The 23,727-nt window shown below is 64.9% G+C and carries 15 protein-coding genes and 1 pseudogene; 10 read left to right on the forward strand and 6 right to left on the reverse strand.

The window, feature by feature from the left end; translation table 11 throughout:
• The first annotated feature begins 6 nt into the window (after positions 1–6).
• Entirely contained in the window at positions 7–2,034 is a 2,028-nt protein-coding gene (gene brxL, locus AADX97_RS16905) for a protease Lon-related BREX system protein BrxL (RefSeq protein WP_374234800.1), read from the forward strand.
• 11 nt (positions 2,035–2,045) lie between these two features.
• Here the strand turns inward: brxL and AADX97_RS16910 are convergent.
• The 5 genes and pseudogenes from AADX97_RS16910 to AADX97_RS16930 form a co-directional block, all read right to left on the reverse strand.
• Positions 2,046–2,378 (reverse strand): annotated as a pseudogene (locus AADX97_RS16910) (type II toxin-antitoxin system YhaV family toxin); the annotation flags it as partial.
• Between the two features lie 28 nt (positions 2,379–2,406).
• Positions 2,407–4,419 carry a response regulator gene (locus AADX97_RS16915; protein ID WP_374234799.1) on the reverse strand — a complete coding sequence of 671 codons (2,013 nt, stop codon included), beginning with the start codon at positions 4,417–4,419 and terminating at the stop codon, positions 2,407–2,409.
• A 147-nt stretch (positions 4,420–4,566) separates the two neighbouring features.
• A complete protein-coding gene (locus AADX97_RS16920) occupies positions 4,567–5,571 on the reverse strand; it encodes a S49 family peptidase (RefSeq protein ID WP_374234798.1) in 1,005 nt (334 codons plus the stop codon).
• Between the two features lie 309 nt (positions 5,572–5,880).
• Positions 5,881–6,540: an HAD-IA family hydrolase gene (locus AADX97_RS16925; RefSeq protein WP_374234797.1), complete on the reverse strand. Its 660-nt coding sequence runs from the start codon at positions 6,538–6,540 to the stop codon at positions 5,881–5,883.
• Positions 6,537–7,499, reverse strand: coding sequence for an RluA family pseudouridine synthase (locus tag AADX97_RS16930; protein WP_374234796.1), 963 nt, complete (start codon positions 7,497–7,499; stop codon positions 6,537–6,539). The genes AADX97_RS16925 and AADX97_RS16930 overlap by 4 nt, the downstream gene beginning before the upstream one ends.
• Positions 7,500–8,294: 795 nt before the next feature.
• On the opposite strand from AADX97_RS16930, the gene rne reads away from it, so the two are divergent.
• The 4 genes from rne (at position 8,295) to AADX97_RS16950 (ending at position 14,791) form a co-directional block, all read left to right on the forward strand.
• Complete coding sequence (gene rne, locus AADX97_RS16935; RefSeq protein WP_374234795.1) at positions 8,295–11,558, forward strand: ribonuclease E; 3,264 nt, start codon at positions 8,295–8,297, stop codon at positions 11,556–11,558.
• A gap of 99 nt (positions 11,559–11,657) precedes the next feature.
• Positions 11,658–12,938 carry a sulfotransferase gene (locus AADX97_RS16940; RefSeq protein WP_374234794.1) on the forward strand — a complete coding sequence of 427 codons (1,281 nt, stop codon included), beginning with the start codon at positions 11,658–11,660 and terminating at the stop codon, positions 12,936–12,938.
• 7 nt (positions 12,939–12,945) lie between these two features.
• A complete protein-coding gene (locus AADX97_RS16945; protein ID WP_374238788.1) occupies positions 12,946–14,067 on the forward strand; it encodes a glycosyltransferase in 1,122 nt (373 codons plus the stop codon).
• Entirely contained in the window at positions 14,054–14,791 is a 738-nt protein-coding gene (locus AADX97_RS16950; RefSeq protein WP_374234792.1) for a polysaccharide deacetylase family protein, read from the forward strand. Before AADX97_RS16945 ends, AADX97_RS16950 begins: the two co-directional genes overlap by 14 nt.
• A gap of 309 nt (positions 14,792–15,100) precedes the next feature.
• Here AADX97_RS16950 and AADX97_RS16955 read toward each other — a convergent pair whose 3' ends face one another.
• Complete coding sequence (locus AADX97_RS16955) at positions 15,101–15,604, reverse strand: low molecular weight protein-tyrosine-phosphatase (RefSeq protein ID WP_374234791.1); 504 nt, start codon at positions 15,602–15,604, stop codon at positions 15,101–15,103.
• 174 nt (positions 15,605–15,778) lie between these two features.
• Between AADX97_RS16955 and AADX97_RS16960 the strand changes: the two genes are divergently transcribed.
• From AADX97_RS16960 to AADX97_RS16980, 5 genes are all read left to right on the forward strand, one after another.
• Positions 15,779–16,954 carry an SPOR domain-containing protein gene (locus AADX97_RS16960; RefSeq protein WP_374234790.1) on the forward strand — a complete coding sequence of 392 codons (1,176 nt, stop codon included), beginning with the start codon at positions 15,779–15,781 and terminating at the stop codon, positions 16,952–16,954.
• Positions 16,955–16,991: 37 nt separating this feature from the next.
• Positions 16,992–19,148 carry an HAD-IIB family hydrolase gene (locus AADX97_RS16965; RefSeq protein WP_374234789.1) on the forward strand — a complete coding sequence of 719 codons (2,157 nt, stop codon included), beginning with the start codon at positions 16,992–16,994 and terminating at the stop codon, positions 19,146–19,148.
• Positions 19,145–19,993: an HAD-IIB family hydrolase gene (locus AADX97_RS16970; RefSeq protein ID WP_374234788.1), complete on the forward strand. Its 849-nt coding sequence runs from the start codon at positions 19,145–19,147 to the stop codon at positions 19,991–19,993. The genes AADX97_RS16965 and AADX97_RS16970 overlap by 4 nt, the downstream gene beginning before the upstream one ends.
• Positions 19,994–20,217: 224 nt before the next feature.
• A complete protein-coding gene (locus tag AADX97_RS16975; protein ID WP_374234787.1) occupies positions 20,218–21,138 on the forward strand; it encodes a PfkB family carbohydrate kinase in 921 nt (306 codons plus the stop codon).
• Positions 21,139–21,649: 511 nt separating this feature from the next.
• Positions 21,650–23,662, forward strand: a complete 2,013-nt coding sequence (locus AADX97_RS16980) for an alpha-amylase family protein (RefSeq protein ID WP_374234786.1) — start codon at positions 21,650–21,652, stop codon at positions 23,660–23,662.
• The last annotated feature ends 65 nt before the right edge of the window (positions 23,663–23,727 follow it).

Consider the following 23,727-nt stretch of genomic DNA (forward strand, 5'->3'; position numbering starts at 1 on the left):
TGATCCATGCCTGAACTCGACCGCAAGGCGGCATCGGTGTTTGCCGGGAAAGTGGTTCGCAAGGATCTGGTCCGCAAGGTGAAAGTCGGGGCGAACGTCCCGGTCTTCGTCCTGGAGTATCTGCTGGGTAAATATTGCGCGACCGATGATCCCAACGCCATCGAGGCGGGCCTGAAGGTGGTGCACAACACCCTGTCCTCGAACTTCGTCAGACCCGACGAGGCCAATAAGGCCCAGTCGATGGTCAAGGACAAGGGCAAGCAGACCTTCATCGACAAGGTGCAGGTCCGCTATCTCTCGGACGATGACAAACATTGGGCCGAGCTGAAGAATTTCGGCCACAAATTCGTCCATGTCCCGGAGCATTATCTGCGGCAGTTCGACCGCTTGCTGATGGGCGGGATCTGGGCGCAGGTCGACATCCGTCATCAGTACGACGAGGAAGCATCGGGCAAGCGAAGCCCATTCTGGATCGACAGTCTCAAGCCGATTCAGATCGCCTCGTTCGATCTCGACGAATACCGGACCTGCCGGGAGGCGTTTTCAACCGACGAGTGGATCGACCTCTTGTTGCGGACCATCGGCATGGAGCCGGCGCACTTCGAGCGTCGGCTCAAGCTGCTCTTCCTGGCGCGTCTCCTACCGCTGTGCGAGAGCAACTACAACCTGGTGGAGCTTGGGCCGCGCGGGACCGGTAAGACCTATGCCTATCAGGAGTTGTCGCCCTACACGATCCTCCTGACCGGTCCGACCACGGTTGCCAACCTCTTTTACAACATGGCCTCCAACAAGATGGGGCTGGTCGGGATCTGGGATGCGATCGGTTTCGACGAAGTGGCCGATCTCCAGAAGATGCCCAAGGAGGTCGTGACCACGCTCAAGACCTACTGCGAATCGGGCACCTTTGCGCGGGGCAAGGATTCGCTCTCCGGGATGGCTTCCCTCGCGATGTTCGGCAATACCAATCAACCCGTCGAGGTGATGGTGCGCTCGTCGCATCTCTTCATGCCGATGCCGGATGTCATTCGTGAAGACATGGCATTCTTGGACCGTATCCACTTCTACCTTCCCGGCTGGGAAGTCCCCAAGATGCGGGTCGAGTTCTTCACCGATCATTACGGGTTCGTCGTCGACTATCTGGCCGAGGCGTTGCGCGAGCTGCGCAAACACAACTTCACCGAAACCATCGACCGATCCTTTTCACTGGGCTCGCATCTCAATGCACGCGACGTCAAGGCGGTGCGCAAGACCGTGTCCGGACTGGTAAAGCTGGTCTATCCTCATGGTGCATTCACCAAGGACGAGCTCGCCGAGCTGGTCGAGTTGGCATTGGAAGGCCGCCGTCGCGTGAAGGAGCAACTCAAGAAGATGGGCTCCTTCGAGTACCACCAGACCTCCTTCTCCTTCATCGACAGCGAGACGCGCGAGGAACGATTCGTCGGGGTGCCCGAGCAAGGCGGTCGGGACATGATCGCGATCGACCCGCTCGCGCCCGGCTCCGTCTATACCGCCTCGGTCGATGACCAGGGCAAGGTCGGGCTCTATCGGTTGGAAGTCGGCTGCTCACCGGGCACCGGCAAGCTCAAGATCGCCGGCGGCGTTGAAGGCGTGATGAAGGAATCCTTTCAGCGGGCGTTCGCCTACCTGATGGGACACAAGGTGAAGATGGGCGTCGGACAGCCATTGGACACCACCGATTTTCACGTCGAGGCCATCGATCTGCTCAGCAACCGCGTCGCCTGCGACGCCGGGATCGCCTTGGTGGCCGCGGTCTATTCCGCGCTGAAAAGGCAGTCGGTCCAGGCCGGATTGGTGATCCTCGGCGACCTGAGCATCCAAGGCAACATCAAGGCGGTGCGCTCGCTTGCCGAACCGCTGCAGGTCGCGATGGATAACGGGGCACGACGCGCGCTGGTGCCGTTGGAGAACAAGCGCAGTTTCCTCGAAGTCTCCGGCGAGATCGTCGAGCGGGTCGATCCAGTCTTTTACTCAGACCCCATGACGGCGGCGGTCAAGGCGCTTGGGATGACGTGACGCTGTAGTCACTCGTTGTCGTTGACCCAGGCAAACACGACGATCCGCGCCTTGGAGTCGAAGCGAAAGAACAGGCGGAAGCGGCGGCCGATCTTGGCGCGACGCCAGTGCTTGAAGGCGTCCCCCATGGTCGTTCCCAAGCGGTATTCGTCACGGGAGGGATCGCTCGGTACCTTGTCCAGGATCAAGCACGACAGGGCGCTGAAGAGTTTCACGTTCGCATTGCCCGCGGCGCCCCGGGGATCCGCCGCCCTCGCCCGCCCGGCCGCGGCCTCCAGTCTTCGGAGCTGATCAACGAGGCATTGGTGAAAGAGTAGGGTCCATCCGTGGCGTTCGCCATCCATTCAAGAGCGGATCACCTCGACGGGGCGCTCAAATTGCGTCCACCCCGCTGAAGTCGTAGTCCATAACAGCGCTCGGAGGTTGGACGAAGGGGCCTTGGAGAAGATCGACACCGGCGCAGCAGAGACGCGCGATGGTCTCGGGGGCATCGACTCCGCCGGCAATCACGGCAAGACCCCGTTCGCGCAGACGTTGAACCAGCTCGGCCAGCGGATCGGGGTCGAGCGACTGGACCAGGGTGCGCGCAAGGCGCGCGAAGGCACCCGGGACGCTTGCGAGCACGCGCTCCGATGCGTCGTCGGTATCGACACCGTTCAAACAGACCGGGACGCCGAGCCGGGCCAAGCGAGCCACGCGGTCGGCTGCGAGAGCCGGGTTGGCCGCCGCCTCTTGGACCTGGAACTGAATGACCGGCCGCAAGCGAAAGAGATCGCGCCGGTTGATCTCGTCGCGAACCTGGCCGACCCAGTCATCGCGGGCCGCGCCGGCGAGTGATTGGTAGAGGAAAAGTTGTGCCGGCCGGCCGGCGTCTCGGCAGGCCAGGATGGCGTCCAGACCCTTGGCCAAGAGCCAAGCGTCCAGTCGCTCGGCCAGTCCTGAGCGCTGTGCGATCGGCATGAAGGCGACCGGCGACAGCAGCTCGCCGTCCGGGGTGGCCAAGCGCGGCGACACCTCGTAGCGCGCACTCGGTGCCGGGGTCAGGGGCACCATGGGCTCGAAGAGCAGTTGCAGCCGCTCGGTCAGGATCGCCGTCGACACGGCGTCCCGCTCCGACATGCGGCCGGACGCAGGGCCGCAACCGTACTCGACGGGCAGACCATCGCCGGCTTTGCGGGCCGAGCGCGCCGCCTTGGCCGCCCGCGACATCAAGGTGACGGCGTCCCCGCCGCTGTTCGCCAATGTGCACCACCCGATTCCCACGGCGAGACCGGGCGCCGAGGCGAAGCCGTCCCGAGCCAGTCCCTCCGCGAAGTGCCCGCAGACTCCTGCAAGGCTTGTGGCGTCGTCGCGTCGCATCAGGACGGCCAAACTGCGCTCGCCGACGCGCGCGGCCAGATCGGAGGCGCCGCACGCCGCGGCAACCGCAACCGCAAGACGCATCAGCGCGGTCTCGTCGCCGTCGAGATCCAGCACGACCAGCGCGCGGCGACCCGCGTCCGCCCCGCCCCGGCCGATCAACTGGCCGAGCCGTCCCAAGAGGCGCCCGAGGCTCGCGAGACCGGTAGGCGCATCGACAGCATTCGGACCGCTTTGGCGACGTGCGCGCTCGCGCGCGCGTGCCAGACGCTGTCTTACGCAGGCGACGAGATGATCCGGGGCAACCGGCTTGGCGAGGAAATCATCGCCCCCGACACGCAGTGCCGCCATCTGTTGCTCGGCGTCCAATTCGGCGGAGAGAAAGACGATCGGCAGGTCGGCGAAACGGTCTTGCTCACGGATGATGCGGGTCAGCTCGATGCCGGACGCGCCGGGCATGTGCAGGTCCATCAGCACCAGATCCGGAACGAAGGCGTCGAGCGCATCCAGCACCGCCAGTGGATCGCCGACGCGTTCGGTCAGCATGCCGGCCGATTCCAGCACACGGGCGGCGAAGAGCGCGGCCACCGGCTGATCGTCGACCACGAGCACACGATCGGGAGAGGCCACCTGGGTACCAGCCAGATCCAGAAGCCGGTCGGTCAACTCTTCGACCTCCATCGGCAACTGCAGATAGGCCCTGGCGCCTGCACGCATCGCGGCGAGACGGGAGCGGATGTCGTTCCCGGACGCCAGGCAGACCAGCGGGATCGGCTGCCCGTCGCGCGGCTGCGCCTGTGCGTAGATAACGCCGAGCGTGTCTGCATCGGGGAGCGCATCGAGATCGACGAGCAAGAGCGCACCCGGGCTCGGCTGGGCGCCAAGGAGCCGATCAGGGGTTTCGAAGGTTTCGAGCATGAAACCCTGCGCGAGCAAAAGCGCACGAAGCGGCGTCGTCAACTCGACGTTGCGGGTCAGCAAATGGATGGCGGGCGCGGATCCGGCATCGGCAATCGTCTGATTCATGGTCGTCGGTCTCGTCCAGGGTGGGCCGAGACCTCGAACCCACACGCCGACGCGGCGCGCTCGGCCCGAGGTCATCGACGCCTAGGATAAACCGAACACGACATGTGAACAACTCGCGAATCCACTCGCGAGCTTGAGAGCCCGACGTCAATAGCTGATACGCGGGGCTCCCCCGCCGAGCGCATCGACCAGTCCCGCCCCGAAACTCGCACCGATGCGTCGCGAGAGGCTCTCAAAAAGATCGCGCTTCTTGGTGTAATCGACTAGCGTCTCCGCGCCGATCACATCGCGTGCGACCGAGCTGGAGCTTCCGAGGTCGTCGACCAAGCCCAGCGCGACCGCCTCTTGGCCGCTCCAGAAGAGTCCGCTGAAGACCTCCTCGCCGCCCTTCAGGCGGTCACCGCGGCCGGCTTGGACCTCGGCGATGAACTGGGTGTGCAGGTCATCGAGAACGGTCTGGATAAAGGCACGTTGATCCGGCGGCAGCGGCGAGAAGGGGTCGAGGATCCCCTTGTTGTCCCCGGCGGTCAGCAGACGCCGCTCGATCCCGAGCTCCTTGATCGCCTCGTCCAGGCCGAAACTGCCGATCCGCACGCCGATGGAGCCGACCAGGCTGGCCTTGTCGGCATAGATTGAATCTGCGGCAACGGCGATGTAGTAGCCGCCCGAGGCGCAGATGTCGGTCGCCACGGCGTAGACGGGCATCTCTTTGTCCTTGTCTTCCTTGTACTTGGCCTTCAGTCGCTTGATCTCGTCGTTGATGTAACCGGCCTGGACCGGGCTACCGCCGGGGCTGTTGATGCGCAAGATGATGCCCTTCACCCGGTCGGCCTCGAAGGCCTCACGCAGGGCCGTGATGACCCGGTCGGCGCTCGCGTCGGCCTCGGACGCGATCACGCCCTTGATGTCGATCAGGGCCGTGTGCTCTTCGCTCGGGGAGATTCGCTCGAGCAGGTCTTGGGAATAGGCGGCGATCAGCAGTCCGATCAGATAGACCAGGATCAGCGCCTTGAAGAAGACGCCCCAGCGGCGGCCACGCCGCTGTTCGCGCAGATGCTCCAGCGCGAGCTTGTTGATGAGCGCATGCTCCCAATCGGGTGCATCGGGCGACGGCATCTCGTCGCGGCGCTTGGTCCAAAACTTCCAATTCATGGGTCACTCCCGGGATTAAACCGCGCCCGGCGCGGTATGCACTGTTTGTGGATGGGGTCGGCCTCGGCAGGCTTGACGACCGCTGGAGTCTGCGCGGTTTAAGAGAATAAAATAATAGACCGTTTTAGACCGCGTCCCCGCTAAGGGCTGTGGTTGCACCAAGCGTCGAGCTCACTCGAAAATGAGCATCTCGCTTTAAACCGCGCCGGCTCCGTCAGTTGTCGGAGCCGACGCGGCCAAGCCAATCCAACAGACTACGCATATCGCACCGGGCGCGGATTAGACGCGGTTCAGGTGTGCGGTCTCGGCTCAGCGCAGGCCGTAATCGGTCAGCCAGGTGGGCAGCGCCGAGATGTCGTGGATACAGTCCAGCGGGGCGTGCGGTAAAAGACGCTCGACCGGGTGGACACCGTAGGAGACGGCGAGTGCCTTGGTGCGGGCATTCACGGCCATCTGCATGTCGTACTCGGTGTCGCCGATCATCAGGGTCGCGGAGGCATCGGCACCGAGCTCGTCCATCAGCTCGAGCAGCATCAGCGGGTTCGGCTTGGAGAAGGTCTCGTCGGCGCAGCGCGTCGCGTGAAACAGCGCGGCCAGACCGGTATCGGCGAGCGCCTTGTCGAGTCCGACGCGACCCTTGCCGGTGGCGACGGCCAAGCGGTAGCCCTCGTCAGCCAGATGAGTCAAGGTCTCGCGTGCCCCGGCGAAGAGCACGGAGGGCGTCGGGTCGATCTCGAGAAAATAGCGGCGGTAGCCGGTAACCAGATCCCGGAGGGTCTGCGGATCCGCTCCGGGATGCAGCCGCAAGAGTGCCTCGTCCAGACCCAGGCCGATCACGTCGCGCGCCGCTTCACGGGCCGGCGGCGGCAGGCCGAGATCGCCGAAGGCCGCCTGAAGACAATTGACGATGCGTGCCTCGGAATCCATCAGGGTTCCGTCCCAGTCGAACACGATCAAGTCGAAGGTCACGCGGCGGGCTCCAATCCAGACAGAAAGCGCTCGAGGTCATCGGGCAGGGGCGCCTCGACCCGGAGTGGTCGTTCTGCCGCTTCGAGCTGAAAGCTCAAGGCGGAGGCGTGCAAAAACAAGCGCGACAATCCCCGTGCCTTGAGTGCGCGATTCGCGGTCTCGTCGCCGTACTTGGGATCGCCCGCCAAGGGTGTTCCCAGATGAGCGGCATGGACGCGGATCTGATGGGTGCGTCCGGTGATCAGCTCGGCTTCGACCAGGGTGAGCACGCCAACATCCGAGCGGAATCGTCCCAGACATCGAAACACCGTGCGCGCCGGCTTTCCCTCGTCCGGATCGACCTGAACCATCCGCTCGCCGCCCTGCAGCACGTTTTTCTTCAGCGGCGCATCCACACCGACCTTTGCGCGCTCCAGCTCCCCAACGATCAGCGCGAGATAGCGCTTGTCCATCCCGCCTTCACGGATCAGCTCGTGGAGCTCGCGCAGCGCGCTGCGTCGCTTGCTGATGAGGATGCAGCCGGAGGTGTCGCGATCCAGACGGTGGACCAGCTCCAGCTCGCGGCCGGGCCGCAGCTCGCGCAGCGACTCGATCAACCCGTAGCTCAAACCGCTGCCGCCATGCACGGCCAGCCCGGCGGGCTTGTCGATGACCAGAAGGCGCTCGTCCTCGTAGAGCACGGCCTCCGCAAGCGGCGCGAGCCGCGACGCGGGCACCCGGACCGGCGTTTCGGCGAGGGCCGTACGCACCGGCGGGATGCGCACCAGATCGCCCGTGCGCAGCCGATGACTGGCCTTGACCCGACCCTTATTGACGCGGACCTCGCCACGGCGCATCACCCGATAGAGGTGGCTGCGCGGCACGCCCTTGAGATGGCGCAGGAGAAAGTTGTCGATACGTTGCCCGTCGGACTCGGCATCCACACAGAGCACGCGTACTGCCGAATCGTCCCGGAGCATAGACTCGGGCGGCGGACGCTCGGCAACCGCGGGCTTCGGGCCGAAGCGCTTAGGCTCCGTGCGTCCGGGTCCGGCACCCTTGGACCCGGTTGGCTTGGGGCCGACGCGCCCGGAAACCTTCCGGCCGGTAGACGCGTCCCGCCCCCCTGATGCGCGGGCGGCGGAAGGCTTGCTCTGGCGGCGATCGGCACTGGGATAAGGTCGGTTCACGAAGGATAGCGCCTGCCTGGGTGGCTTAATTGATGCTAAATAAGGTTTACTGATACACTTGGACGCTTGCGCTGGCCAGCGGAAACGCGATTTTCCCGGAGCGGCGAGCGCAGCCAAGGGTCGGTTACGATGCCGGAGCGAGCGGAGCCAGATCCGCTCGGAAGGCCCCGACCCTCATGCCGGCATCCGATGTCCGAGCAGGGCGATGTGCGGGATCTCGAGTGGTGTCGCGGACTCGTTTCATCGAGTGACCGCGCATTCTACACCCTGTGAGCGCCGCGCGCCCTGAACGACGGCACACAGCGCAGCCGGCGCCGACCTCGCCGCTCCCGAGATCGGCCCCTCCAATCGGGCGGGCCGATCAGGTGCGAGTGCCCGAATGGGCGCTCGTCGACGACAAAACACTACTGATCACGCGCGTGCCCGTCCGGGTCGGCCCAAGAGTCCGCCTGAACGGACGCTGCCGACGCCGTCGGGCCGATTCGTCGGCCCGCCGTCGACACGCCTTGCGCCCGCAGGTTTGCCGGGGCGCACGGCGAGCAGTCCCTGAAACGGGAGACGCGTCGTGGCGCGGAACACAACCCTATGAAACGCATGCTGATCAACGCAACTCAGCCCGAAGAGTTGCGTGTTGCGACCGTCGACGGTCAACAGCTTTACAACCTCGATATCGAGTCACCCGGCCGAGAGCAGAAAAAGGCCAACATCTACAAAGGCATCATCACCCGCGTGGAGCCCAGCCTCGAGGCCGCCTTCATCGATTACGGTGCCGATCGGCACGGTTTCCTCCCCCTCAAAGAGATCGCGCGGGCCTACTTCGAACCCGACAGCGTCAAACCCGGATCGCGCGTCAGCATCAAGGAATCCGTCCGCGAGGGCCGCGAGGTCGTCGTTCAGATCGACAAGGAAGAGCGTGGCAACAAGGGCGCGGCGCTCACCACCTTCATCTCGCTGGCCGGCCGTTATTTGGTGCTGATGCCCAACAACCCGCGCGCCGGCGGGGTCTCGCGACGCATCGAGGGCCAGGATCGCAGCGAGCTGCGCGACGCCATGAGCCAGCTCGAGATCCCGGAGGACATGGGCCTGATCGTGCGTACCGCGGGCGTGGGCAAGAACGTCGAGGAGCTCCAGTGGGATCTGGACTATCTGCTCCAGCTCTGGAAGGCGATCGAGACCTCGGCGCAGGACCGCAAGGCGCCCTTCCTGATCTATCAAGAGAGCGACGTCATCATCCGCTCGATCCGCGACTATCTGCGCGTGGACATCGGCGAGATCCTGATCGACAACAAGGCCGTCTTCGAGCGAGCCGAGAGCTTTATCCGCCAAGTGATGCCGAGCAACCTGAAGAAGCTCAAGCTCTACCAAGACGAGGTTCCGCTCTTCACGCGCTATCAGATCGAGAGCCAGATCGAGTCGGCCTTCCAGCGCGAGGTGCGCCTGCCCTCGGGGGGCTCGATCGTGATCGACCACACCGAGGCGCTCACCTCGGTGGACATCAACTCGGCGCGTGCCACCAAGGGCGCCGACATCGAGGAGACCGCGCTCAACACCAACCTGGAGGCCGCCGACGAGATCGCGCGCCAACTGCGTCTGCGTGACTTGGGCGGACTCTTCGTCATCGACTTCATCGATATGACACCGCCGAAGAACCAGCGCGAGGTCGAGAATCGGCTGCGCGACGCCCTCAAGCACGACCGTGCGCGGGTGCAGGTTGCCCGCATCTCGCGCTTCGGTCTGCTGGAGATGTCGCGCCAGCGCCTGCGCCCCTCGCTCGGGGAATCGAGCCAGCAGGTCTGCCCGCGCTGCAAGGGTCAGGGGACCGTCCGCGGGGTCGAATCGCTCGCACTCTCGATCCTGCGCATCGTCGAAGAAGAGGCGATGAAGGAGAGCACCCACCGCATCGTCGCTCAGCTGCCGGTGAGCGTCGCAACCTTCCTGCTCAACGAGAAACGACGCGGCATTCTGGAGATCGAGCAGCGCCAAGGCGTTGAAGTCCTGTTGCTGCCCAACGAGGCCCTGGAAACACCGGAATACCAGATCGAGCGCGTCCGGACTCAGGACGCCGGCAAGCTCGTCCCGGATCAGTCGAGCTACGAGCTGACCGCACCCTCCGAGGCCAAGGTCGCGCCCTTCTACGCCAAGCTCGGTCAACCCGTGCAGTCCGAGGAGCCGGCGGTCAAGCAGGTCTCGCCCGCGACCCCGGTCCCCCAACGCTGGACGCCGACACCCCAGCCCGAAACACCCGTGCGACGCGAGTCGGAGCGCGGCGAGCCCGAGAGCCTGCTCAAACGCATCTGGACCGGGCTCTTCGCGCCGCGCCAGCCCGAAGCGGAGGCCCCCGCAACCCGCAAGCCGCCCGCAGACGAGCGCGCGGCGCCCGAGACCGCGCCGCGAACGCAGGAAACGCGACACGCCGCCGATTCGGGCGAGCGCCGCAGCCAGGGCAGACCCCCGCAGGGCCGTCGCGACGAATCGCCGAGGGAGCGCGGGCGTCATGACCAAGGTCGGCACAGCCGACCCGCACCCGAGCAGCAGACGCGTTCGGAGCCGAACCGCGGCCGGACCGAGGGCGGCCAGGGCAGCGAGACCATCACGGCAGCAGATCCGACGCGATCCGAGACCGAGGAGCAGACCCAGGCCCGCCGCGAAGGCGAGACACGCTCGCGCCGCAGCGGCTCGCGCGGTCGCGGTCGGCGTAACTCCGGATCGAGCGAGGGCGGCCGTCCGACGGACGAGGCATCGCGCGATCAGGATGCCCGCGGCGACGATGGGTCCGGCGAGCGCAGCGAGGGTCGACAACAAACCAAACGCCAAGTCGAAGACACGCCGGCGACAAGCGGCGATCGAGCAGCCGCGTCGTCGCGCGGCAGCCGGCCGGAGGATCATCCGCTGATGATCGCACCCGTCGGCGAGACCGTCGCGCGGAACGGCGGAGCCGGCGCAGCCTCGACGGATTCGATCGACCGCAGACGCACGACGGAGCGTGCCCAAGAAGCGCGCCTCGACGAACAACCCGAGGGTGCGGACAAGGCCTTGGACGAAACCTCCGAGACCGGTGCCGAGCAGGCGCAAGACGGCAGCGCAGCGCCGGCCGGCGAGCGGCCGCGGTCCTCGCGTCGACGTCGCGGCGGTCGCAATCGCCGACGCTCTTCGGCCGGCACAGAGACGAAGGAGGGCACAGGAGACGAGGGCGGCAGCACCGAAGGCGCTTCGGATCCGACCGCAGACCAAGTGCCGCCGCAGCCGAACGATCGGCAGCCGGCGCACGAGGGATCGATCGAGCCGGTCTCGCCCCCCCCCGAGCACCGACCCGACCCGCGGGTCCGGGAAGGCGCAGTCGTCGTGCAGGGCGAAAGCAACCGCTCGGAGCCACGACCGGACGGTTCGAGCGTCGAGGCATCGATGCCGAGCGAGTCGACCGCGCCGATCCGGCATGAGACGCCGGCGAGCGAGTCGACCGCGCCGATCCAGCATGAGACGCCGGCGAGCGAGCCGACCGCGCCGATCCGGCATGAGACGCCAGCGAGCGAGCCGACCGCGCCGATCCGGCATGAGACGCCGGCGAGCGAGTCGACCGCGCCGATCCGGCATGAGACGCCAGCGAGCGAGCCAACGGTCAGGATGCCGCGCCCGGCGCCCGTCGACGAGACTGTTCAGCCTCGGACGCCGGCCGAGGAATCGGCCGGGGCCGGCGCCCAGCGGCATGGGCTCGAAGCCGTCCAGCGCGACAGCGACGCGTTGACGGTCACCGACGATCGGTCGCCGCCGAGGCCCGAGCCTGTCGCGCCGGAAGCCGCCTTAGCAGTAGGCCCGGTGTCCGATCCAATCGAGCCGAAGAGCGGCGCCTAACCGCGCAGCAGCGGTTGATCCGCGTCGTCGCGCGACGCGAATCAACCGACCGTAATCGCCTGAATTCGTCAACGCAGGACCCGGCTTTTCGGGATCGCCATGCTCAGACTGTTTTTCGAGAGCCTGACCGACTTACTCCGTCTGACCTATCGGACATACGTGCCGGGTCCGGGCCGTCCCCGACCGAGTGCCAAACGCATACTGGTGATGAGCGGATTCATCCCGCTCTTCGCCATTGTCCAAGGGATCCACTGGATCGGCTTCCTGCTCGACGAGATCTTTTACCGCGGCTATCGCCGTGTCGAGATCCGCGAGCCGCTGTTCGTGCTCGGGGTACCCCGCAGCGGAACCACCTATCTGCATCGCTGCATCGCCGACGACACCGCACTCACGACCTTCTCGACCTGGGAATGTCTCTTCGCGCCATCGGTTGCCCAACGGCGCTTCTGGCTTGGCCTCGGACGGTTCGATGCGCACGTCGGTCGTCCGCTCGGCCGCATGCTCGACTGGCTCGAGCGACGCGCCTTCAAGGGTCTCGATGCGGTCCACGCCATGCGCCTGAGTGACCCGGAGGAAGACTACTTCGCGCTCATGCCGGTGCTGGCGTGCTTCATCCTCATTCTGCCCTTCCCGCATTCGGATCTGCTGTGGCACATGGGAGGATTCGACCGGGACATGCCGGAGGCCCGGCGCGCGCGGCTGATGGATTTCTATCATCGGTGCCTGCAGCGACATCTCTACGTCCAGGGTCCCGAGAAGCGGCTCTTATCGAAGAACGCTGCCTTCGCCCCGCTCGCCGGCAGTCTGGCGGCGCGCTTCCCGGACGCTCGCTTCATCGTCTGTCTGCGCGAGCCGCACGCCACGCTCCCGTCACAGCTGAGCTCGCTCGCAGCAGGTATCGACTTCTTCGATGTCCTGTCGGCGGCCCCCGACTTCCGCGAGCGCTTGACCGATCAACTAGGCTTCTATTACAAGAATCTGGAGATGGCGCTGGGAGAACTTCCCGAAGAGCGCTGCGCATGGGTTACCATGCGTGCGTTGCAGTCCGATCCGGCATGCCGGATACCGGACATCTACGCACAGCTTGGGCTACCTGCGAGCTCGAAGTTGCACGCCGCAATCGCTCGCCGCGCGACCGAGGCCGCAACTTACCAGAGTGCTCACGGCTATAGCTTGGAGCAGTTCGGACTCTCTCGGGGGGACATCGATCGCAATCTGGGACCCGTCTTCGCTGGGCTTGCCGCTCGGTCGGCACGAACCGCGGCCGATGCATCGTCGATGCAGCCCAGGGCAAAGCCCGGCGACGATCCCATGGGCTCATCCTCAACCAGGACACCCGTGCGCCATGCTGAACCTATCCACTGCGGGGACCAGTGTTAGGACGCCCGTGCAACCCTGCGCCGCCGAGCTGCGTGTTGCCATCGTATCCGACGCCGCACCCGAGCGTAACGGCGTCGGTGCCTATTACCGCGACCTCGCCGACCATCTCAGGTCCGCAGGCGTTCGAGTCGATTTGGTCGCCCCGCGTTGTCGCGCGGGATCCTGGTACGGCGGCCTGACACTCCCGCTGCCCGGCGACCCCACCCAGAAGATCGTCCTGCCCTCGCCCTGGCTCGTGAGCAGGCGCCTGGATCGCCTCCGCCCGAGCGTCGTCATCGTCCCGACTCCCGGCCCGTTCGGCATGCTTGGGATGCATCTGGCCGAGCGCAGCGGGGCAGCACTTGTGGTCGGATTCCATACTCATTTCGAGGCCCTGACGACGCTTTTCCAGAACTGGGGTATCGGCGCCCGCATCGCCAACGGGTACCTCCGCGCCTGTCATCGACTGCTCTTCGGCAGGAGTGATCTGGTCTTGGCGAACTCGGCAGAGATGATGGCGATTGCTCGATCGATCGGTGCGCGCCGCGTCAGCCTCATGGCCACCCCGATCCCGCGCCGCTTTCTCGATCTACCGCCCGTTCCGGCGCGCCGGCATGTCGCTCGCGTTCTTTTCGCCGGTCGTCTTGCACCGGAAAAGAACCTGGACGCCATCGTTGCCGCAGCGCATCGACTCCCGGACATCGAGTTCCTGATCGTCGGCGACGGTCCCATGCGGACGTGGGTCGAGGAGCAGTGCCGAGGGTTGCCCAACCTCAGACATTCAGGCTGGGTCCGCCGCAGTCGGATCATGGCGCTGATCGACGAGATGGACGCCTTGATCCTACCCTCGACGGTCGAGTCGTTCGGAACCATTGCGCTCGAGGCGATGGCACGGGCGCGCCCGGTACTGGTGTCCTCCGCCTGCGGCATCCTGAGCTGGGATCTACTGAGCCGGGGAATCTTCCGGATCCACGAGGGCGAGCACCTCGCCGACGCCTTGGCGCGGCTGCGCGACCTGGACCCGGCAATCCGCGAACGCAAGGCGCGTCTGGGACGCGAAGGCGCTCGGGAGATCAACCACCGCAACCTGGAGCATTGGCTCGCCGTCTTGTCGGGCGACTATACCGATTCGGTCGATGTCAAACGCTGAGTCCACAACCCGATCGGACGCCGGACACATCCGCGCACTGGTCTCGGTGCACGACGTCATGCCCGAGACCTTGCCGCAGGTCGAGCGCATCCTGACTCTGCTCGACGAGGAAGGGATCGCACCTGTCACTCTGCTGGTGGTTCCCGGCGTCGGCTGGAGCAGCGAGGGTATCGAGCGGCTGCGCGGATTCCAGGCCAGGGGCTGCGAGCTTGCCGGCCACGGCTGGATCCACCATGTCGAGCCCATCACCGGCTTGAGGCACCGAATCCATTCGCGTTTCATCTCGCGCAACGTCGCCGAGCACCTCGCGCTCGATCACGCCGGCATCCAAGAGCTGATCGCGCGCTGCCATGCCTGGTTCGTCGACCAGGGCCTCGGTGCCCCGGCGCTCTATTGCCCGCCGGCCTGGGCGATGGGACCCATCCCGCGCTCGACACTCGCAAGCCTGCCGTTCACAGGCTATGAATTATTCAGCGGTGTTCTGTCGGCCCAAACCGGACGGATGCATCCGGTCCCGCTCACCGGCTACGAGGCGGATACTGCCCTGCGCACGGTCGTCATCCGGGCCTGGAACCGGCTCAATCGACGGCGCGCCGCTCGGGCGGGCTGGATCCGCATCGGGATCCACCCCTACGACCTCGACCTGCGCCTCGCGGAGGATCTAAGGCGGGATCTTCGCCGCTTTCGGTCGTATGCCGGTTACTCCGAGGTCGGCGCCCCTTAGGCGATTTCCGAGATTAGGCATCCCGACTGCACATGCCTGGAAGGCATCGGGTTCCTTACGCCATCAGTCGTGAGCAAACCGTCACAGAATTTGTCGTTGTCGTTGTCGTTGTCGTCCGGAATCCGATTACGACAACGAGTAGAGCCTTCGACCACTTTTCCTGGTTACGGATCTGCCGGGAGATCCTGTTCCGGAAATCACCTTGAACCGCGTTCGGTAGGACCTGCCAATGTCTTCGCATCGACTCGAAGGCCATTGCGACCCGGACATCGCGGGCTGCGATCACGCATCGGTGTTCCACGGACGCGGTTACCGAAGCCGCTGCAGCAGGTCATCCAAGAGCCCTTGGGATGCAGCCTCGACCAGATCGAAGACCTGATCGAAACCGCGCGCCCCGCCATAGTAGGGATCGGGCACATCCCGGACCCCAAGATCGGGCGCAAACTCCATAAAGAGCCGCAGCTTGGACTCCATCCCTGTCGGGCAAAGGCTCGCCAGAATGCGGTAGTTGTCCTGATCCATCGCAAGCACATAGTCGAAGGAGTCGAAATCGGCGCGCTCGGCGAGACGAGCACGCAGATCGCCGATATCGATCCCGCGCTCGAGCGCGGTAGCGCGCGCTCGCCGGTCGGGCGGCTCGCCGACGTGGTAGGCATGGGTGCCGGCGGAATCGATCTCGACGCGATGCGACAAGCCCCGCTTGACGACCAACTGTCGAAAGACGCCGTGTGCCGTGGGAGAACGACAGATATTGCCCATGCACACGAACAGCACTCTGACCTTCTGCGATTCTGCCCGTTTCGGTTCACTCATGTTGGTCTTGCCCCGACGAAGTCGATCATGGCTGGTATGATATACCGGCCTCACACGAATATTTCGGTGCGTTGCCCATCCTGCGCAAGGTGCCGCCGCGACCGGATCCCGGCGGCGGGATGTCGAGGCCGCAGGTCGACTCGAACATCGGTTTAACCAAAGGACGCGGCTCCCATGGAGAACACGCCAGACACGGCCGCTTTGGCCGATCAGATCGTCTCGCTGTCCGACGACTTGGCGCGCCACCGGCTTGAGTTTCAAGCGGCCGAGAGCTCGCTCGTGACGCGAATCGCGGACGTCGACGACGACCGACGGCTGACGACCAATCGTCTGCAGCGCGCCTGGCAGACACATCGCGAAGAGATCGACTCCAGACTCAAGCATCAGGCATCGGTCTTTGTCGGAGCACTCCTGATGGTCGCCGCCCTGCTCGGCGGCGCCTTATTCTTCGCCTACGGCCAGCTGGATACCGCACGGCGCATACTGCTCGAAGACGTTGTCCGGTTGCGTGCCGACTACGAGCAGCTTGCCGCCGTCACGAGCTATGATGCGGCCTTACAGGAGAGCTTGGCCGGACTGCGTGCCTCGGTTGCAGCCATGTCGGAGTCCTTACCCCCGCGTGCCGAGGCGAAGGAACCGCAGGCGGCGACCGCGGGGTCGGCATCGACCGATCAAGGGCCGGCAGGGCTCGCCCCCGAGCCAACCGATGAGACCGAGCCAACCGAGCCGACAGAACCGACCCCCGACAACATCGCGAGCACCGCCGAGGAGATTCCAAGCACGCCGCTCGAAGACGCGTCGGCGCCGATTGCGCAAGCGCTACCCGAGGTCGCGGCATCCCCGTCTGCGACCACGATCCGTGACGAGATCACCCCGACGCTACCGAAGACAGCGGAGAACCTTGCCGGTCATGACGCAGAGCCAGCGCCCGACCCAGCGCCGACCGACGATCCGTACCCAGCCATTGAGAACGCCCCGCCGCGGAGCATCGAGCCGGCCGCTCGGACCCTTGAGACGGATATCGAGCCGATGCAGGCGGTGTCGGCCCGTATCCTCGACGAACCCCTGACCGTCGGGGATACGCCATTCGCACTGCAACTGATCGGCTTTTATTCGCTCGACGATCTGCTTGATTTCGCGCGCCGCGAAGCGCTGCCTTCCCGCGTCTATTTCCGCGAAGAGAGCTATCAAGGCCGGCCTTGGTTCGTCCTGATTCACGGTCTGCACGCGCGCTATTCCGATGCATCCGCGGCCATCGAGAGTCTGCCGAAGGAGCTGGCGATACTCGACACTTGGATACGAAACTTTCCGCCCGAGACCAAGCTCGGAATTCTCGACATCGAGCGGTAGCCGCTTCCGGCACGACCGTTCCCGACGGATGGTACGCATGTATGTGTTGTTGCTCAGTATCCATGGCCTGATTCGCGGACACGACCTCGAGCTCGGTCGCGACGCCGACACCGGCGGCCAAACCAAGTACGTGGTCGATCTCGCCCGTGCGCTCGCCGAGCGCGAGGACATCTCCCGAGTCGATCTGGTCACCCGCCGGGTGGCCGACCCTGCCGTCAGCCCGGATTATGCCGAGCCCATCGAGGCACTGTGCGAGAAGGCGCGCATCGTCAGGATCGATGCCGGACCCGAAGGCTACATCCCGAAAGAGCAGCTTTGGGACCACCTCGACGGCTTCGTGGACAATCTGACCGCCTTCCTGCACGACGAAGGCCGTTGGCCGGGGGTCATCCATAGCCATTACGCGGACGCCGGTTACGTTGGCGTGCGGCTCTCCAACCTGGCCGGCATCCCCTTGGTCCACACGGGTCATTCATTGGGGCGCGACAAACGCCAGCGGCTCCTGGCCGCGGGACTCGACGGCGAGCAGATCGATGCACGCTACAACATGGTGCGTCGTATCGAGGCCGAGGAGAGCGTCCTGGGCACGGCGGATCTGGTCATCACCAGTACCTACAACGAGATCGAAGAGCAGTACGCCCTCTACGACTACTACCAGCCCGAGCGCATGGTCGTCATTCCGCCGGGGACCGACCTGGTCCAGTTTCATCCGCCGACCGAGAATGACCCGCCGATCGGTTTGACGGCGGACGTGCACCGCTTCCTGGACGAACCCGACAAGCCTCTGATCTTGGCGCTTTCACGTGCCGATCACCGCAAGAACATCGTCGCGCTGCTCGAAGCCTACGGCGAATCGCCCGAGCTTCAGGCACTCGCCAATCTGCTGATCATCGCAGGCAACCGGGACGATATCCGCGACCTCGACGAGGGCGCCCGGACCGTTCTGACCGACGTCCTGCTGACCATCGACGCCTACGACCTCTACGGCAAGATCGCGGCACCCAAACATCATCGCTCGGAGGAGGTGCCCGAGATCTATCGGCTCGTCGCCCGTTCCCGCGGCGTCTTCATCAACCCGGCCCTGACCGAGCCCTTCGGACTGACCCTCTTGGAGGCCGCAGCAAGCGGACTGCCGCTGGTCGCCACCGAGAACGGCGGCCCGATCGACATCATCGGCAACTGCAAGAACGGTCTCTTGGTCGACCCCTTGGATCGCCGGGCCATGGCCGACGCCCTGATTCGCATCCTGAGCGACGAAGACTTCCGGCGCGAGCTGATCAGCAACGGCCTAACCGCGGTGAGCGACCGCTACTCCTGGCAGGCCCACGCAGAAACCTATCGCGAACGCGTTGCCCCGCTCACCAAACGGGCCGAGCCGATTCCGGCCACACCGCCGTTACGCCGCCGGCTCATCTACCGCGACCGCGCACTCGTCACCGACCTGGATCAGAGCCTGCTCGGCAATTCCGAGGGGGTGCGGTTGTTCATCGAGATGATGCGGACCAACAAACGCTGCGCGAATTTCGGGATTGCGACCGGCCGCCGACTCGACACACTCCTCGTCGAGCTCAAACGGCACGGCATCCCGATCCCCGACGTGATGATCACCAGCCTGGGGACCGAGATTCATTATAGCGCCACCCTCGTCGTGGATGACTTCTGGAGCGAGCATGTCGACCACCTCTGGAATCCGCGGGGGGTTCGCCGCGCACTGGAGAACGTGGCGGGTCTCGTGCCCCAACGCAGGACCGAGCAAAGTCGCTTCAAGATCGCCTACCACTACGACCCCAATGTCGCCCCGCCGGTCGAGGAGATCACCACCCTGCTGCGCACCCGCGAGCTGACGGTGAACGTCATTCACGCCTTCGGGCAGTTCCTCGACGTCGTGCCGATCCGTGCGAGCAAGGGCCAAGCGCTGCGCTATGTGGCCCATCGCTTCGGGATCCCGCTCGAGCACATCCTAGTCGCCGGCGGCTCGGGCGCAGACGAGGACATGATGCGCGGCAACACGCTGGCAGTCGTGGTCGCGAACCGTCACCACGAGGAACTGTCGCAGCTCGTGGAGATGGACAACATCTATTTCGCCCGCGAGGCGCACGCACTCGGTATCTTGGAAGCGATCGAGCACTACGACTTCTTCGGGACCTGCAGCGTCCCCGGTCGGGTTCATGACCTCCCCGGAACGGCATCATGAGGCCACTGTTGCTCTGCACGGATCTCGACCGCACCCTCGTTCCCAATGGTGCGGAACCCGAGTCGCCCGACGCACGCCCGCGCTTTCGGCGCTTCGTATCGCGACCGGAGGTCACGCTGGCTTACGTGTCGGGCCGCCACCAAGGATTGGTGCGCGAGGCGATCGCCGAATACGACCTGCCCGTTCCCGATGTGGTCATCGGCGACGTCGGGACCAGCATCTTCAGGGTCACGGCGAGTGATTGGGAGCCGCTCGCGGACTGGCAGGAGGAGATCGGTCGCAACTGGGCCGGCGTCGGTCACGATCGGCTCGCCGAGCGCTTGGCTGATCTCGAGATCCTGCGTCTTCAAGAGCCCGAGAAGCAGGCGCCCTTCAAGCTCAGCTACTATGCCCCCGTCGATAGCGACAGCGGCTCGCTCAAGTCCGAGGTAGAGGCTCGCCTAGCCCTTTTGGGGGTAAACGCCAGTCTGATCTGGAGCATCGACGAGGCAGCGAACATCGGGTTGCTGGACGTACTGCCCGCAGGAGCAACCAAGTATCATGCCGTGGATTTTCTGATGCGCCGCCTCGGTCACGACGAGACGACGACCGTCTTTGCCGGCGACAGCGGCAACGATCTCGAGGTCTTGGTCAGCCCGATCCCCTCCGTGCTGGTCGCCAACGGTCATCCCGAGGTCCGCGAGCAAGCACTGCGTCTCGCTGCAGCCAATGGACACGCGGAGCGTCTCTACTGCGCACAGGGCGGCTGGTCGGGGATGAACGGGAATTACAGCGCAGGTATCCTCGAGGGTATCGCCCATTTCCGGCCGGATCTCGCCACCGAACCGGGAATCGTCGCCGGATAAGTGACGGTTCAAAGAAAGTGTACAGATCGATGCGTAAACGCCGTCAGCCGTAGGTTGGGCAAAGCGCAGCGTGCCCAACCCGCGCCGGCATCACAGAGAACCGTTGGACACGCTGCGCTTTGCCCAACCGACCTGTTCCGACGGCCGAGAGCCGAGAGCTTGCCCCTGATGGCTCCCCGGGATCGTCCCGATGAGCGCTAAACCGACGAGACAGAAGCCAGCCCATGTCCAATTCCTCAACCGAGCAACCGATCGTCGACATCTTCGGCGAGGTCCTCTTCGACTGCTTCCCCGGAGGGCGACGTGTCCTCGGCGGGGCGCCATTCAACGTCGCCTGGCATCTGCGTGCCTTCGGGGCTGCGCCGCGACTGATCAGCGCCGTCGGCGACGATCCGCAGGGCGAGCAGGTGCGCCGTGCTATGCAGGACTGGGGCATGGACACGAACAGCCTGCAAACCGATCCGGATCATGCGACGGGCGAGGTCCGGGTCACACTCGATGACGGCGAGCCGACCTACGAGATCATCCCGGATCGCGCCTTCGACCATATCCGCGCGGACGACCTACCACCCGCCGGGGAGCTGCTCTATCACGGCACCTTGGCCCTGCGCCGCCCCGTGTCGGCAGCAACGCTGAGCGCGCTCAAGGACCGCGGTCACGCTATACGCTTCCTCGACGTAAATCTTCGCGATCCCTGGTGGTCTGCCGACGTGACCCGCGGACTGCTGCAGGATGCCGACTGGGCGAAGCTCAACCGCAGCGAGCTTACCCTTCTGGCTGACGGCTCCGGCTCGAACGCCGACGCCAGCGACGAGGCGGAGCTCACCGCGCTGGCGTCGTCATTCCTTGCCCGACACGACCTGACCGGGCTCGTCGTCACGCTCGGCGGCGAGGGTGCCCTTGCACTCGGCCGCGATGCGTCGCCGGTGCGTGTCGCACCGGCGCCCGCTCTTGCAGTCAAGGACACGGTCGGCGCGGGCGACGCCTTCGCCTCCGTGCTCATCCTCGGCATTCTTCGACACTGGCCGCTCGCGGCAACCCTGGAGCGGGCACAGTCCTTCGCCTCCCGAATCGTCGAGCAGCATGGTGCGACGGCCGCCGATCCTGCACTCTATCGGCCATTCCTTGATCAATGGGGTATTTGAACCGCGTTCGGCGGTTCGTGCGAGGATCGGCGCCCCTCGTCGAGCGGTGCGGAGATTCCGAGACCGTCCGAGATCAATTTCGTCGATCATCGTTTCGGCCACCTCGGCAGTGTCCAGGTCGCCGCCCGCGACCGCTTGGGTACGCCGGATTCATCCGGCTCCGGGGCGGGCGACTTCAGTCGCCCGAGCGCGCCTGCGCGGCGGACTGAAGTCCGCCTCCCCGGGGTGCCGACTGAAGTCGGCGTACCCGGGGCGTGCGGCCGGAGTTTCGTGTCCGGTTGGGGGACCCAAGAGGCCTGGACGAAACGATGATCAAAGCCCAACGAACGGTCTCGACACATCTGCCGTGCTGCACTAGAGACCGGTCAGACCCTTGCGAGGATCGGCACCACGCGGTTCAAAGATTTCAATTCGGAAAGGATCTTGAACTGCGTCTCCGCCGAGACGACGGGTGGCCTCCAGGCCCAGAAACCACGATAGACATCACTCACACACTCCGGACGCAGTTCAAATGTACGAACAGGTTTCTCATGCCCTCCTCAACGACATTCTCGATGAGTTCGATCGCGAGATCTGTCGCGAGGATCTTCGCCACTTCTACACACGCCTCGGCGCCAACTTCTACGCCATCCATTCGCTGTTTTTCCACCTCTACGGTCATCGCGAAGACTTCAAGACCCAGATGGTCCACCTCACGGAGCGTCTGGCTCGGGCCTACATCGACCGCCCGACCGAGCTCAAACAGCTCGACATGGCGCGCGAGGAGGACCACAACTGGTTCCTGAGCCAACAATGGGTTGGGATGGCGCTGTATTCGGACGGATTCGCCGGCAACCTGCAGGGACTCAACGACCACCTGCCCTACCTACAGGAGCTCGGGGTCAACATCGTCCATGTGATGCCGATTCTCAAATGCCCGCAAGGTGCGAGCGACGGCGGCTATGCGGTCAGCGACTTCCGCGACATCGACCCGCGAGCCGGGACGGTCGAGGACGTGCGCACCCTCGCCGATTCCATGCGTCGACGCGACATGCTGCTCACGCTCGACGTGGTCGTCAACCACACCTCGAACGAGCACGAATGGGCGCAGCGCGCCCGGGAAGGCGATCCGGACTACCAGAACTTCTATTACTGCTTCCCCAACCGCGACGTCCCGGACATGTTCGAGGCGACCATGCCCGAGATCTTCCCCGAGACCGCCCCCGGCAACTTCACCCGGGACGAAGCGATGGGCAAGTGGGTGATGACGGTCTTCAACACCTATCAATGGGACCTGAACTATTCCAACCCCGCCGTCTTCATCGAGATGCTCGACATCATCCTCTTCTGGGCCAACCAGGGAGCGGACATCGTTCGGTTGGACGCGGTCGCCTTCCTCTGGAAGAAGATCGGCACGACCTCGCAGAACGAGCGCGAGGCGCACCTGATCCTGCAGTTGATGAAGGACTGCTGCCAGGTGACGGCGCCCGGCGTGCTCTTCATTGCCGAGGCGATCGTGGCCCCGTCGGAGATCATCAAATACTTCGGCGAAGATGCCGTCATCGCCAAAGAGTGCGAGATCGCCTACAACGCCACCTTCATGGCCCTGCTCTGGGACGCCGTCGCGACCAAGAACGCCAAACTGCTGAATCAAGGCATCAAGAGCCTGCCGAACAAGCTCGACCGCGCGACCTGGTTGAATTATCTGCGTTGTCACGACGATATCGGCCTGGGTTTCGACGATGCCGACATCCGCGCCTGCGACTACGACCCCTACTCGCACCGTCGTTTTCTGGTGGACTGGTACACCGGCGCCTTCGAGGGCTCTCCGGCGCGCGGACGGCCGTTCGGCGTCAATCTCAAGACCGGAGACGCCCGCATCGCCGGCGCGCTCGCCTCGCTCGCGGGTCTGGAATCCGCGCTCGAGGCCGAGGATCAACATGCCATCGATCAGGTCGTGGATCTCATCCTGATGCTGCACGCCATGATCCTCTCCTTCGGCGGCATCCCGCTGCTCTGGTACGGAGACGAGATCGGCACGCTCAACGATAACTCATTCCTCAACGACACCTACAAGGCGAGCGACGCGCGCTGGGTCCATCGCCCACGCATCGACTGGACCCGCGCCGATCGACGTCACCTCAGCGGTACCGTCGAACGCCGTCTTTTCGATGGCCTGAAACGGCTCATCGCCGTGCGCAAGGACACGCCGGCCTTCGCCGACTTCAACAACCGCGAGCTGATCGATGTGGAGAACCCGCACCTCTTCGTCTTCCTGCGCACCCATCCGAGCCTGGCCGCCAACGCGGTCCTGGTCGCGGCCAACTTCGACTCCAAACCTCAGTATCTGGACCTCGACACCTTGAACCGGCGCGGTCTCTTTCGCTACGGACAGATCATCGACCTAGCTTCCGGCGACACACCCGCCGTCTTCAACAACCGAGTGGTGGTTCCGCCCTACCATTTTTACTGGCTGGCCAACCAACGCCCAGGGGCCCTCCTTAATGACCCCTTCGGTGTCAGCCGGCACACTGGACATGCCTGAGCCTCGACCTGTCCACCGGATGCCAGGCGCGCAACGGACGTGAACCGAATCGACAATCGTCGGAT

Origin of the sequence: Thiocapsa sp. C2-2m (assembly GCF_041903745.1) — a bacterium.
Classification (GTDB): domain Bacteria; phylum Pseudomonadota; class Gammaproteobacteria; order Chromatiales; family Chromatiaceae; genus Thiocapsa; species Thiocapsa roseilacustris.

What these genes read in the sequence shown, in the direction of transcription:
- brxL (WP_374234800.1), top strand. Translation starts at nt 7, where the DNA reads ATGCCTGAACTCGACCGCAAGGCGGCATCGGTGTTTGCCGGGAAAGTG.
- AADX97_RS16915 (WP_374234799.1), bottom strand. Translation starts at nt 4,419, where the DNA reads ATGAATCAGACGATTGCCGATGCCGGATCCGCGCCCGCCATCCATTTG.
- AADX97_RS16920 (WP_374234798.1), bottom strand. Translation starts at nt 5,571, where the DNA reads ATGAATTGGAAGTTTTGGACCAAGCGCCGCGACGAGATGCCGTCGCCC.
- AADX97_RS16930 (WP_374234796.1), bottom strand. Translation starts at nt 7,499, where the DNA reads ATGCTCCGGGACGATTCGGCAGTACGCGTGCTCTGTGTGGATGCCGAG.
- rne (WP_374234795.1), top strand. Translation starts at nt 8,295, where the DNA reads ATGAAACGCATGCTGATCAACGCAACTCAGCCCGAAGAGTTGCGTGTT.
- AADX97_RS16940 (WP_374234794.1), top strand. Translation starts at nt 11,658, where the DNA reads ATGCTCAGACTGTTTTTCGAGAGCCTGACCGACTTACTCCGTCTGACC.
- AADX97_RS16950 (WP_374234792.1), top strand. Translation starts at nt 14,054, where the DNA reads ATGTCAAACGCTGAGTCCACAACCCGATCGGACGCCGGACACATCCGC.
- AADX97_RS16955 (WP_374234791.1), bottom strand. Translation starts at nt 15,604, where the DNA reads ATGAGTGAACCGAAACGGGCAGAATCGCAGAAGGTCAGAGTGCTGTTC.
- AADX97_RS16960 (WP_374234790.1), top strand. Translation starts at nt 15,779, where the DNA reads ATGGAGAACACGCCAGACACGGCCGCTTTGGCCGATCAGATCGTCTCG.
- AADX97_RS16965 (WP_374234789.1), top strand. Translation starts at nt 16,992, where the DNA reads ATGTATGTGTTGTTGCTCAGTATCCATGGCCTGATTCGCGGACACGAC.
- AADX97_RS16970 (WP_374234788.1), top strand. Translation starts at nt 19,145, where the DNA reads ATGAGGCCACTGTTGCTCTGCACGGATCTCGACCGCACCCTCGTTCCC.
- AADX97_RS16975 (WP_374234787.1), top strand. Translation starts at nt 20,218, where the DNA reads ATGTCCAATTCCTCAACCGAGCAACCGATCGTCGACATCTTCGGCGAG.
- AADX97_RS16980 (WP_374234786.1), top strand. Translation starts at nt 21,650, where the DNA reads ATGTACGAACAGGTTTCTCATGCCCTCCTCAACGACATTCTCGATGAG.